Here is an 11,831-nt window from a genome sequence, read left to right on the forward strand (position 1 = left end):
CGGCTCGTCCTACTTGTCGAGCTCCACGAGCCTCTCGCCGGCCTTGACCTTGCCGGTCATGCCGACGACCTGCGCATACTCGTCGGTGTTGGTGACGATGACCATGGTGGTCTTGGGCAGGTTTGCCACCTCGATGGCCCCAAGGTCCACGTCCATGAGGAGGTCGCCGGCCTTGACCTGGTCACCGACCTTGCACTTGGCCGTGAAGGGGGCTCCCTTGAGGTTGACGGTGTCGATGCCGATGTGAATCAGGACCTCGGCGCCGCCGTCGCTCAGCAGGCCGATGGCATGGCCCGTCGCGGCGAGGATGGTGATGGTGCCGTTGACGGGCGAGAGCACCTTGCCCTCGGTGGGCTCGATGGCCGCGCCCTTGCCCATGGCCTCAGAGGAGAACACGGGGTCGGAAACTTCGGTCATGGGGATGACCGTGCCGGTCATGGGCGACACGAGGACCTCGGACGAGGTGGCGGGCACGACGCCCTGGTTGCTCTCGGCGACCGCTTCGGTGACGGCCGCCGTCTGGTTGGCGGCAGCCTGCGTGGTCGCAACCACCTTCTCGACCTCAGGCTTCTTCTCAACAGGGACGCTGCCCTCCTCGACGTCCTTGTAGAGGGTCCAGGTGATGGCAAAGGCAACGGCTGCGGCAACGAGGATGCAGGCGGCATACGCAACGGTGTGGCCGGTGGTGATGAGGAAGCCAAAGATGCCCGTGATGCCGTAGGCAATGGAGACGACGCCCAGCATGGACACGAGCACGCCTCCCACCGCCCCTCCGATCATGGCGGCCACGAAGGGCTTCATGTTGGGAAGGTTGACGCCGTAGATGGCGGGCTCGGTGATGCCCAAGAATCCCGAGATGCCGGATGGCAGGGCCAGCTCCTTCTTCTTCATGCTGCGGGTCTTCACGAACACGGCCAGGCAGGCGGCGCCCTGCGCGACGTTGCAGCAGGAGATGATGGGATTGAAGTTGTCAACGCCAACGTTGGCGATGAGCGTCGCCTCGAGGGCGTTGAACATGTGGTGCACGCCCAGGACGACCGTGACCGGATAGATGGCCCCAACGAGCGCGCCGCCCAGGCCGAAGGGAATGGCAAGCAGGAACTGGAAGCCGTACATGACGCCGTTCTCGACCCAGGAGAAGAATGGCCCGATGAGGGTGAGGGTGAGGGTGCCCGTGACGAGCACGGTCACGAGCGGGGTCACGAAAAGGTCGAGCATGTCGGGAACATGCTTGTGCAGCCACTTCTCGAGCATGCACATGATGAACACGGCAATGACAACGGGGATGACGTGGCCCTGATAGCCCTGGAGCGTGACGTCATAGATGCCGAAGAGCTGCACCTGGGGCACGTAGCCGCCGGCGATGATGGCACTGGTGGTCGCATTGGCGGCGGAGTCGAGGCCAAGGACGTTGGCCGTGGCGTCTGAGCCGACGATGAGGTTGCCCAGGGCGCCGGGGATGCTCCAGGCATTGATGAGGGCGGTGTGGTTCATGATCATGCCGATGACGCCGCCGAGAAACTCGTTGCCGCCAAAGACGCGCGCCGCCGAGAAGCCGATGAGAATCTGCAGGAACACGAAGGATGCGTTGGAGAACGTATGGATGAGTATGTACCAGCTGTTGGTGTCGAGCGCGCCGCCCATGGCGTTGTTGATGCCTTCGGTAAGGCCCATGAGCAGGCCTGATGCCACGATTGCAGGAATGATGGGCACAAAGACGTCACCCAGGGCCTTGATGGCGCGCTGCAAGAGGTTGCCCTTGGCAGCTGCGGCCGCCTTCACGTCGTCCTTTGAGCCCGCAGCTACGCCAGATTGGGCCACGAACTCGTCAAACACCTTGTTGACGGTGCCGGTGCCGTATATGACCTGAAGCTGTCCTGCGGCCTGGAAGCTGCCCTTGGCGCCCGCGGCGTCGTCAACGGCAGCCTTGTCGACCTTGGAGTCATCTGCGATGACGAGACGCAGGCGGGTCGCGCAGTGTGCCGCCGAAACGATGTTGCCGGGGCCTCCCACCGCCTTCAGAATCTCCTTGGCCGCCTGTGCATGGTCTAGTGCCATTGGATTCCCCCCTGCCTGATCCGGTAACGTCTCTGAGCCTGTTCGACGAGCACGCCACATTGCGAGCTGGGAAGGCATGACGCTCGTCCTCAGCCAGAATGTGAAATCGTTCTCATACTTAGGCATACTCCATTTGCATGAAAAGGTCGGGTTGTGACGAAGGCGCACGGGGTGAGCGGGGCGGTTTTGTCGCCCAGCGGAAGGGCGTCGCCCTATGTCCACAGGGTCCTAGGAGCGGGTCGAATTCCTGACGAGCAGCTCATGGCTCATGCAGACCCTGCGATTGACGCCCCCTTGCCCCATCGCCTCCACAAGCATCTTTGCCGCCTCCACACCCGAGGTCCTGTAGTGGTGGTGAATGGTGGTGAGCGTGGGGGTCACGACTTTTGAGAGCTCGGAGTCACCAACGCCCGTCACCTGGACGTCCTCGGGAACACGGCGTCCATATTCGCGCAGGCAGACGATGGAGCCGAAGGCAATGGAGTCACTGGAGCAGACGATCGTGTCCACCAGGGGATGCGCTTCCAGGAGACGCTCGCATGCAAAATATCCGGAGTCCACGGTGAACCCTGCCACGAGCTGCGCGGAGGGAGGGGGCGTGAGGCCCCTCTCGCCGCAGGCGTCCAAGAAGCCCTGGTGACGCCTCTTGCCTGCCGAGACATCATGCTCGTTGACGCCTATGAAGGCGGGACGCCGCCCCCTCTTCAGGGCAAGTCGCGTGATCTCGCGCAGGGCATGGTAGTCATCATGAAAGACGCAGGAGCTGCCCTCGCGCTCCTGGCCCAGGATTACCAGGGGGACATCGAGCTTCTTGAAGACGCGCTCATGTGCTGGCGTGAAGATCGTGCCGATCAGGATGATGCCGTCCACATGGTTTCTCTCGGCAAAGAGCTGAAGATACTCCACCTCGACGCTCTCGTCGTTGTCGGTGTTCGCCAGGAGCATCTGGTACTGGGAGCCGTTGAGGACGCAGGTGATGCCCGCGACCATACGAGAAACCGAGACGGAGTTGATCTTGGGGATGATCACGCCCACGAGGTTCGTCTTGCCCGTTCGCAACGTCCGTGCCTGTCGGGAGGGGACATAGCCGGTTTGCTTGATGACGCGGGCTATGGCTTCGCGCTTCTCGTCCGAGACGTACCCGTCATTCAGATAGCGCGAAACGGTTGCGCGAGAGACGCCGGCCATGCGTGCGATCATGTTGATGTTCATAGTCGTCATGTTCCGTTGGGTCATCGTGGGCAAGGCTCGTGATGTGTCCGAGCCTAAATTGATAGCACAAAGGGCCCCTGCGTGCGGGTGGCTGTTGTGGCGGAGCGACGCAGCCGTGCCCGGACGGGTCGCTCTGCCGCTGCACCCGCTCATTCGTCCGTCTGTCTTTTTGCGGTATCGTTCTCACCTCAGGCCCCGACGTCTTTCCCTATGCTTGACAAAATGACGACAGAAAGGGGGCCGCATGGTCAGGCTGGTGCTTACGGACATGGACATGACGTTGCTGCCATTTGGGCAGCCTGCGAGCGAGAAGGCCATGGCTGCCATCCATAGCCTCGTGGGGCAGGGCATCTTCTTTGGCCCTGCCAGCGGTCGCGACTGGGACTCGGTGCTGGAGTCATTTAGGGGTGACCCTCTCTGCATGCGCACGGCCCTGCTCTCCAACGGCAAGAAGGTCTATGCGCATGGCGCCCTGGTCAGCAAGACGTCCATGGATCGCGACAGCATCGTGACCATGGCCAAGATGGTCTATGACCTGCCGGGCGTGTACATCAGCGGTCGCGGTGACGAGGGCGGCTTCATCTCGGGCACCACCCTTGACAACCTCCTGCGCACGGAATGGGGGTCGAGGCGCGCGGACGAGATATGCGAGCCCGAGGGCATTCCCTCTTGGCCCATCGTCACGGCTGGCCTGCACTTTGAGGACGGCTCCGAGGACATAGACAACAATTTCTGGGCAGACGAGATTCGCGCCGCCTGCCCTCGGCTGGACCTCATCTCTCCTGGGTCGCGCATGTTCGACTGCGTCCCAAAGGGGTGGTCCAAGGCTACGGGCCTGGGCATTTTGCAAGACATCCTGCACATAGACGGTGATGAGGTGGTCTGCTTTGGCGACTCGGACAACGACTATCAGCTTCTCCAGTCCGTGACCCATTCGGTGGCCGTGGCAAATGCCAACGAGTGCGTCAGCGCCGTGGCACGATATCACATTGGCTCCTGCGAGCAGGACAGCGTCGGGCAGGCCCTCGAGGACCTTGCCACCCTGGGTGAGGGCGCATTCGAGAAATGGGACCGTGCCTATCAGGGCTAGGGCCGGCGCCCCGTCGTCTTGGAGAAGACCATGAGACTCACCAACAAGATCATGCTCATCACCTATGCGGACAGCATGGGAAATGACCTTAGGGACCTGCGCGAGCTTCTCGACGCCCATTTTGATTCTGCCATTGGCGGAGTTCACATCCTTCCGTTCTTTCCCAGCTCGGCCGACCGCGGCTTTGCGCCCCTTCGGTATGACGTCGTTGACCCCTCCTTTGGCAGCTGGGATGACGTCAGGGCCATCGGCGAGAAGCGCTACCTCATGTTTGACTTCATGATCAATCACATCTCCCGGCACTCCCCGTACTTCGCGGACTTCATTGCCAAAAAGGACTCGTCGGAGTTTGCGGACTTCTTCATCCGCTACAAGGACTTCTGGGTTGATGAGGGCGGCTTTCCCACCGACAAGCAGGTGGACAGAATCTACAAGCGCAAGCCACGGGCTCCCTATGTCGAAGTCACGTTTGCGGACGGCAGCACGGAGAAGCTCTGGTGCACCTTTGGAGAGGAGCAGATCGACCTGAACGTGCGCTCAAAGCGTGTTCAGCGCTTCTTTGCCGAGACGCTCAGCCACATGGCCGAGAACAACGCCTCCATCATCCGATTGGACGCCTTCGCCTACGCCTGCAAGAGGCCGGGCAGCAGCTGCTTCTTTGTGCAGCCCGAGACGAGCGAGCTGCTCGAGAGCATGAGCGGGCTGGTCGAGCCTTATGGCTGCATGGTGCTGCCGGAGATACACGAGCATTACGGCATGCAGATGAAGGTCTCCGAGATGGGCTATTGGGTGTATGACTTCGCCCTGCCCGTGCTCACGCTGCATGCCCTCTACTCGGGGGATGGGCGCCATCTCAAGCGCTGGCTGGAGATGAGCCCCCGGCATCAGTTCACCACCCTCGACACTCATGACGGCCTTGGCATCGTCGACGTGAAGGACCTGCTGCCTGACGAGGACGTCGACTTCACCAAGGAAAAGATGTTTTCCGAGGGTGCCAACGTGAAGAGGATCTACAACACCGAGGCGTACAACAACCTTGACATCTATCAGGTGAACACCACGTACTACTCTGCCTTGGGAAATGACGACGACAGCTACGTGCTGGCTCGGGCGATCCAGTTCTTTGCCAAAGGCATCCCCATGGTCTACTACGTGGGCCTCCTTGCGGGAGCCAATGACCTCGAGCTGCTGGAGCGCACCAAGGAGGGGCGCAACATCAACCGCCACTATTACAGTCGCGAGGAAGTCGCACGTGAGGTGGGACGTCCCGTGGTGCGTCGCCTCGTTGGGCTCATGGAGCTGAGGAACTCCCATCCCGCCTTTGACATAGATGGTGAGTTCGAGGTGAGCCTGCCCAAGCCCGGCCTGCTGCGCATACGGCGCGGCTTTCGTGGAGACTGGGCCCAGCTCGACGCCAACCTGGAGCGTCGAACGTTTGAGATCACCCATTCGTAGGATGTCCCCGACGTCCTTCACAGACGGCTTTCATGATGACTTTCGCACTTCCTGTGAAGTGACGAGCGTGGTGTCCGGGCTGTGGCAAATGCAGTATCTTTCCCCATGCAAAACGCGTCGGACACGCAAGTCAAACGGGAGATGACATGCCCGCCAGCAGCTGGGAAATGGGATTTCACCTGAGGCCGCAGCATGGGTGGCTCAACGACCCCAACGGCCTATGCCACTTTAGGGATCGCTACCACTTCTTCTATCAGTTTGACCCCGAGTGGCCGGTGAATAGGGACCAGAAGTGGTGGGGGCACTTCACCTCCACCGACTTGCTTCACTGGGTGGACGAGGGCATTGCCATCAGCCCTGACACCTGCTGGGACAAGGACGGCGCGTTCTCGGGGTCTGCCCTGGTGATGCATGGCGCCGCCAGCGATGGGGGCGACCTTTTGCGCCTGTACTACACAGGCAACGTGAACGAGCCCGGCTTTGCCCCCGGCGACCCCAATCGAGTGGACTGCGGCTTCTGGGCCAACGAGCTCATGGTTGAGAGCGAGGACGGCCTGAGCTTTGGCGGTAAGAGCGTGCTGCTGCGCGACAGGGACTATCCCGACGAGAGCACGCGGCACGTGCGCGACCCCAAGGTATGGGAGCAAGATGGCGCCGTCCACATGCTGCTGGGCTCTCGCGACAAGGGAGGCGCGGGTTTCCTGCTCATCTATGACTCCGAGGATGGCGTTGAGTGGCGTCTGCGCTCCACCGTGCGTTCGCTGCACAACTTCGGCTACATGTGGGAGTGCCCCAACATCGCCCAGGTTGGTGGCCGCGAGTTTTTGTGCGTGAGCCCCCAGGGCCTTCCCAATCAGGAGGAGCGCTGGCAGAACATGTGGCAGGCGGGATACTTCCCGCTTGAGGGCAAGCTTCTTGAGACGAGGGAGGTCGACGAGACCACCTTCCACGAGTGGGATCACGGCTTTGACTTCTATGCTCCCCAGATCTTTACGGATGACTCGGACCGCACGGTGCTGGTGGGGTGGATGGGCACCTTTGACGAGTCATACACGAGCGAGCCGGAGGGGCTGGAGTACGTGCACTGCCTTACCGTCCCGCGCGAGCTTCTGCTCTCCGCGAGCGGCAGGCTGCTGCAGAGGCCTGTGGGCGAGCTTGAGCAGCTGCGCGGCAAGGCTATCGGTCTTGAGCTGGGCGCGCCCGTGCAGCTGGACATGTGTCGCGCGGACATCGTGATTCGCAACGTCCTCTCCAGGAGGGCCGGAAGCATCACCTTGAACAACGACATCATGCTGACGTTTGGTGCCGGCCGCATGACCGTCACCTTCCTGTGCGAGCAGGTTGCTGCCGGCAGAAGCAACCGTTACGTTCCCTTTGACGTGCTGCACAGCCTGCGCATCCTGGTGGACGGATCGACCATAGAGGTCTATGCGAATGGTGGCGAGACGGTCTTTTCCACGCGTTGGTTCCCCACGGCAGAGACGCTCACCGTAGAGAGCGGCATCGATGCGGCCAACAGCGTGGTGTATCCCATGGACTCAACCGAGGTTGTGCGCAGGGAGGCGCTGGGGTAGCAAGGCAGGTTGGGCAGGCCCCTCTCGCCACGTGGCAGCTCGCCTGTCAGGCGGCCGGCCTGGCCTGCGTGTGGAGGCTTGAGACCCGGGCGCACGGCCTGCTTCGCGCGAGCAGGTTTTGGCGTGCGCCCCTCCGCTTGCGCCCTCCGTTCGCGGAGCTCATGGGGAGGTGCTCTCAGAAAGGCCCGTCGCCTTGCATCTGTTACGATCGTCTCGGCATGAAAGGCGGCCCCACCCGTAAGCGACATCGGGTGGGGCCGCCTTCGTTCGCGGAAATCGCGTGCAGCCAAGGGACGTTACTTGCCGAGCGCCTGCTCGACGGCGACGGCGCAGGCCACGGTGCAGCCGACCATGGGGTTGTTGCCCATGCCGATGAGGCCCATCATGTCCACGTGCGCGGGCACGGACGAGGAGCCGGCAAACTGCGCGCTCGAGTGCATGCGCCCCATGGTGTCGGTCATGCCGTAGGAGGCGGGGCCGGCGCCCATGTTGTCCGGGTGCAGGGTGCGGCCGGTGCCGCCGCCGGAGGCGACGGAGAAGTACTTCTTGCCAGCGAGCACGCGCTCCTTGAAGTAGGTGCCGGCGACGGGATGCTGGAAGCGCGTGGGGTTGGTGGAGTTGCCGGTGATGGAGATGTCAACGTTCTCCGCCCACATGATGGCGACGCCCTCGCGGACGTCATCGGCCCCGTAGCACTTGACGGCGGCGCGCGGACCGTCGGAGTAGGCGATCTCCTCGACGACCTTGAGCTCGCCCGTGAAGTAGTCAAACTGCGTCTTGACGTAGGTGAAGCCGTTGATGCGAGCGATGATCTGCGCGGCGTCCTTGCCGAGACCGTTCAGGATGACGCGCAGGGGCTTCTTGCGGGCCTTGTTGGCGTTGTTGGCGATGCCGATGGCGCCCTCGGCGGCCGCGAACGACTCATGGCCGGCCAAAAACGCGAAGCACTCGGTGTCCTCGCCCAGGAGCATGGCCCCCAGGTTGCCGTGGCCCAGGCCCACCTTGCGGTCCTCCGCGACGGAGCCGGGGACGCAGAAGGCCTGCAGGCCCTCGCCGATGGCCGCCGCGGCCTCGGAGGCGGTCTTGGTGCCCTTCTTCACGGCGATCGCGCAGCCCAGGACATAGGCCCACTTGGCGTTCTCGAACGCGATGGACTGGATGTCCGCCGTGATGTCGTAGGGGTTAAAGCCAAGGTCGGTGCAGATCTTGAGGGCATCCTCCAGGTCAGCGATGCCATACTGCTCGCACGCCTTGGTGATCTTGTCGATGCGGCGCTCGTAGCCTTCGAACGTAACTGCCACTATGCTCAGCTCCCTTCTTCTACTCTTGGCGCGGGTCGATGACCTTGGCGGGGTTGTCCCACTGGCCATAGCGGCCCATGGCGTCGTCAACGGCCTGCTTGGGATCGACGCCCTTCTTGATGGCGTCAGTGAACTTGCCCAGGTTGAGGTACTCAAAGCCAATGATCTCGTTCTGTGCGTTAAGGGCCAGGTGGGTGATGTAGCCCTGCGTGAGCTCCAGGTAGCGGGCGCCCTTCTCCTTGGTGCCGTAGGTGGTGCCCACCATGGAGCGCAGGCCCTTGCCAAGGTCGTCAAGGCCGGTGCCCACGGGCAGCCCGTCCTCAGAGAAGGCCGTCTGGGTGCGACCGTAGACGATCTGGAGGAAGAGCTCGCGCATGGCCACGTTGATGGCGTCGCAGACGAGGTCGGTGTTGAGCGCCTCGAGGATGGTCTTGCCGGGGAGGATCTCGGCGGCCATGGCGGCGGAGTGCGTCATGCCCGAGCAGCCGATGGTCTCCACCAGGCACTCCTCGATCACACCCTCCTTCACGTTGAGGCTGAGCTTGCAGGCGCCCTGCTGGGGAGCGCACCAGCCCACTCCATGCGTGTAGCCGGAGATGTCAGAGATCTCCTTGGCCTGGACCCACTTTCCCTCCTCGGGAATGGGCGCAGGTCCGTGGTATGCGCCCTTGGCCACCGGGCACATCCGTTCCACTTCTGCGGAATACTGCATGATTCTCCTCTCCACCACGTTGGGCGCCGCGGTCCCATTCCGCAGGCGCACGTCTTCGGTGTTGCCGGCGCATCTGCGCAGCACCCCCATTTTACGGCACAAAGGGCGGTCGGGCCGGGGCGAGAGACAAGTTTCCGCTCACCAAGGCAGTCGGTTGCCGCGACGGGCGAGGGCGAGACGGGCGGCAGTCGGTCACTGCGGCGGGCGGTCACTGCGACGGGCGGCAGGCCGCCGCGACGGATGACCATCCCTGCCCTGCGCTGACCCCCACATGGGAGAGGGGCGATCGTCCGCCGAGAGCGCCATCTGCCTGCTGGGGGGTGGCGGCCACAGATCGGGCGGGCGGCGCAGGGCGCCACAAGGACATACTTCTTGTCGGTAGGCCACGGGAGGGAGCATTGCCATGTCGGGCATGGGTTGCACCGAGAACGTCGAGTTTTCGTCAACGGACGGCTCAAGCGTCATCCACGCCACCATCTGGTGGCCGGCGCTCGATGTGAAAGAGACGCCCCGCGGCGTCGTGCTGCTCGTGCATGGCATGGCCGAGCACATCTCGCGCTATGACGAATTTGCCCGTCATCTCTGCGGGCATGGCTTTGTCGTGGCCGGGCACGACCAGCTGGGCCACGGCAGGTCGTGCGACCCGTCCCGCTGGGGCTGCCTGCCGCTTGCAAACGGCGGCGAGCTGCTCATTGGTGACGTTGCCAAGCTCAGGGCCAGCATGGACGAGCGCGTGTCGCCCGAGCTCCCGCGCTTCGTCTTTGGTCACTCCCTAGGCAGCTTCATCACGCGCTGTTACATCTCGCGGCAGGGGGAGGGCCTGGCCGGCGCCGTCATGTGCGGAACGGGCACGGTCACCGCAGGCCTGGCGCGCGCCACCCGCGGCATCTGCAGGGCCGTCGCCCTCGTGCGCGGCGAGGACCATCGCTCCGCGTTCGTGGACTCCCTGGGCGTCGGCGCCTATGCCAAGGCCATCGCCGACCGACGGACGGACCTCGACTGGCTCTCGTACGACCGGGACAACGTCGATCGCTACATTGCCGACGAGGCCTGCGGCTTCACGTTTTCGGTGGGCGGCTATGCGACGGTGGGTGCCCTCGCAGGCGAGGCCTGCAGTGCCTCCTGCGCGGCCAAGGTTCCCCACGATCTGCCGCTGCTCTACATCGCCGGCGACGGCGACCCGGTGGGAGGCAACGGCGCGGGCGTGCGGGCGGCGGCCCAGCTGGCGCGCGACGCGGGGTCAACGGACGTCACGTGCACCATCTACGAGCACATGCGTCACGAGATCCTCAACGAGGCGGATCGAGGGCGAGTCTATGACGACGTCGTCTCCTGGCTCATGGCGCACATGCCGCACGGGACCTGACGGTCCCGGAAGCGCGCGCCGCACGGGGCGGCCCGCGCGACGGCGCGCACGGCACGCCGCGCCGAGGGTGGTAAGCTGTTCCTCATGAGATGTTTTTCCAACATCCCCGTGTGGGCCTACGAGCTTGCCATCACCTTGTCCGCCATGATCTGGGGCGGGTCCTTTGTGGTGCTCAAGGGAGCCGTCAACGCCATGCCCCCCGGCTGGCTGCTCGCGCTGCGCTTTGCCGCCTCGTCGCTGGTTGTCGCGGTCGCCTTCCGCGCTCGCGTGACCGGGAGCCTCGACGGCAGCCATCTGCTCGCCGGCGTGCTCGTCGGCCTTCCCCTGGGCGTGGGCTACCTCATCCAGAACATTGGGCTCATCGAGATCTCGCCAGGTCGCAATGCCTTTCTCACGGCCACCTATTGCGTCATGGTCCCGTTTCTCAACTGGGCGGCGACGCACGTCCGGCCCAGGGCCAACAACCTGCTTGCCGCGCTGGTCGTGCTCGCGGGCGTGGGCCTGCTCTCGATGGACGGCGAGCTGGGCCCCTCCCTCTCGCGCGGAGACCTGCTCACGCTTGCCTCGGCGCTCATGTTTGCCACCAACATCGTGCTCGTGGGGCGCCTGGGCAGCGCCCATGACGCGGTGACCATCACCGTGGTGTCTTTGGCCACGTCGTCGCTGGTGTGCCTGGGCTACGCGCTGCACGCCGAGGCCCTGCCCGCGCCTGGGGCCTTGCCGTTGGCGTTTTGGGGGCAAATGCTGTACCTGGTGTTTCTTTCCACCATCTTTGCCACGCTCGCCCAGAACGTGGGACAGCGTCACGTTGACCCCTCAAAGACGGCCCTGCTGCTCTCGCTGGAGAGCGTGTTCGCCGTGCTGTTCAGCGTCATCTTCTACGGGGAGCTCCTGACGCCGCGCCTGGTGCTGGGCTTTGCGCTCATCTTTGCTGCCGTGCTGGTGAGCGAGCTCATGGTGCCGCGCGTGCGCGAGCGATCCGCGGACCCCGTTGCCGACTCGTCCGAGAGGGGCCGCAGGTGATTTCCGAGGTCGCGCTGAGCAGGTCATGTCGGCCGGCGGT

General features: G+C 63.7%; 9 protein-coding genes. 5 read left to right on the top strand and 4 right to left on the bottom strand.

All coding sequences use genetic code 11. The features are described 5' to 3' along the window. Window positions 1-9 precede the first annotated feature (9 nt). Complete coding sequence (locus HMPREF2826_RS01095; protein ID WP_070638399.1) at window positions 10-2,058, bottom strand: PTS sucrose transporter subunit IIABC; 2,049 nt, start codon at window positions 2,056-2,058, stop codon at window positions 10-12. Window positions 2,059-2,286: 228 nt separating this feature from the next. Beyond that, window positions 2,287-3,270 carry a LacI family DNA-binding transcriptional regulator gene (locus HMPREF2826_RS01100; protein WP_070638402.1) on the bottom strand — a complete coding sequence of 328 codons (984 nt, stop codon included), beginning with the start codon at window positions 3,268-3,270 and terminating at the stop codon, window positions 2,287-2,289. Window positions 3,271-3,514: 244 nt separating this feature from the next. Here HMPREF2826_RS01100 and HMPREF2826_RS01105 point away from each other — a divergent pair, with 244 nt between their 5' ends. The 3 genes from HMPREF2826_RS01105 to HMPREF2826_RS01115 all read left to right on the top strand — a co-directional run bounded on the left by HMPREF2826_RS01105 (window position 3,515) and on the right by HMPREF2826_RS01115 (window position 7,389). After that, entirely contained in the window at window positions 3,515-4,360 is an 846-nt protein-coding gene (locus HMPREF2826_RS01105) for an HAD family hydrolase (RefSeq protein WP_070638406.1), read from the top strand. Window positions 4,361-4,390: 30 nt separating this feature from the next. Next, window positions 4,391-5,815: a sucrose phosphorylase gene (gtfA, locus tag HMPREF2826_RS01110; RefSeq protein ID WP_070638408.1), complete on the top strand. Its 1,425-nt coding sequence runs from the start codon at window positions 4,391-4,393 to the stop codon at window positions 5,813-5,815. 146 nt (window positions 5,816-5,961) lie between these two features. Then, window positions 5,962-7,389, top strand: coding sequence for a glycoside hydrolase family 32 protein (locus HMPREF2826_RS01115; RefSeq protein WP_070638411.1), 1,428 nt, complete (start codon window positions 5,962-5,964; stop codon window positions 7,387-7,389). A 296-nt stretch (window positions 7,390-7,685) separates the two neighbouring features. Here the strand turns inward: HMPREF2826_RS01115 and HMPREF2826_RS01120 are convergent, their stop codons facing one another. After that, window positions 7,686-8,690, bottom strand: coding sequence for a GGGtGRT protein (locus HMPREF2826_RS01120; protein WP_058270999.1), 1,005 nt, complete (start codon window positions 8,688-8,690; stop codon window positions 7,686-7,688). Window positions 8,691-8,709: 19 nt separating this feature from the next. Next, entirely contained in the window at window positions 8,710-9,402 is a 693-nt protein-coding gene (locus tag HMPREF2826_RS01125) for an iron-sulfur cluster assembly scaffold protein (RefSeq protein ID WP_058271000.1), read from the bottom strand. A gap of 403 nt (window positions 9,403-9,805) precedes the next feature. On the opposite strand from HMPREF2826_RS01125, the gene HMPREF2826_RS01130 reads away from it, so the two are divergent. Beyond that, window positions 9,806-10,768, top strand: coding sequence for an alpha/beta fold hydrolase (locus tag HMPREF2826_RS01130; protein WP_070638414.1), 963 nt, complete (start codon window positions 9,806-9,808; stop codon window positions 10,766-10,768). Between the two features lie 84 nt (window positions 10,769-10,852). Next, window positions 10,853-11,791: a DMT family transporter gene (locus tag HMPREF2826_RS01135; protein ID WP_070638418.1), complete on the top strand. Its 939-nt coding sequence runs from the start codon at window positions 10,853-10,855 to the stop codon at window positions 11,789-11,791. Window positions 11,792-11,831: the final 40 nt, after the last annotated feature.

Origin of the sequence: Olsenella sp. HMSC062G07 (assembly GCF_001811895.1) — a bacterium.
GTDB lineage: Bacteria > Actinomycetota > Coriobacteriia > Coriobacteriales > Atopobiaceae > Olsenella_F > Olsenella_F massiliensis.

Coding starts and splice junctions, on each gene's coding strand:
- HMPREF2826_RS01095 (WP_070638399.1), bottom strand. CDS start 2,058: ATGGCACTAGACCATGCACAGGCGGCCAAGGAGATTCTGAAGGCGGTG.
- HMPREF2826_RS01105 (WP_070638406.1), top strand. CDS start 3,515: ATGGTCAGGCTGGTGCTTACGGACATGGACATGACGTTGCTGCCATTT.
- HMPREF2826_RS01130 (WP_070638414.1), top strand. CDS start 9,806: ATGTCGGGCATGGGTTGCACCGAGAACGTCGAGTTTTCGTCAACGGAC.
- HMPREF2826_RS01100 (WP_070638402.1), bottom strand. CDS start 3,270: ATGAACATCAACATGATCGCACGCATGGCCGGCGTCTCTCGCGCAACC.
- gtfA (WP_070638408.1), top strand. CDS start 4,391: ATGAGACTCACCAACAAGATCATGCTCATCACCTATGCGGACAGCATG.
- HMPREF2826_RS01125 (WP_058271000.1), bottom strand. CDS start 9,402: ATGCAGTATTCCGCAGAAGTGGAACGGATGTGCCCGGTGGCCAAGGGC.
- HMPREF2826_RS01135 (WP_070638418.1), top strand. CDS start 10,853: ATGAGATGTTTTTCCAACATCCCCGTGTGGGCCTACGAGCTTGCCATC.
- HMPREF2826_RS01115 (WP_070638411.1), top strand. CDS start 5,962: ATGCCCGCCAGCAGCTGGGAAATGGGATTTCACCTGAGGCCGCAGCAT.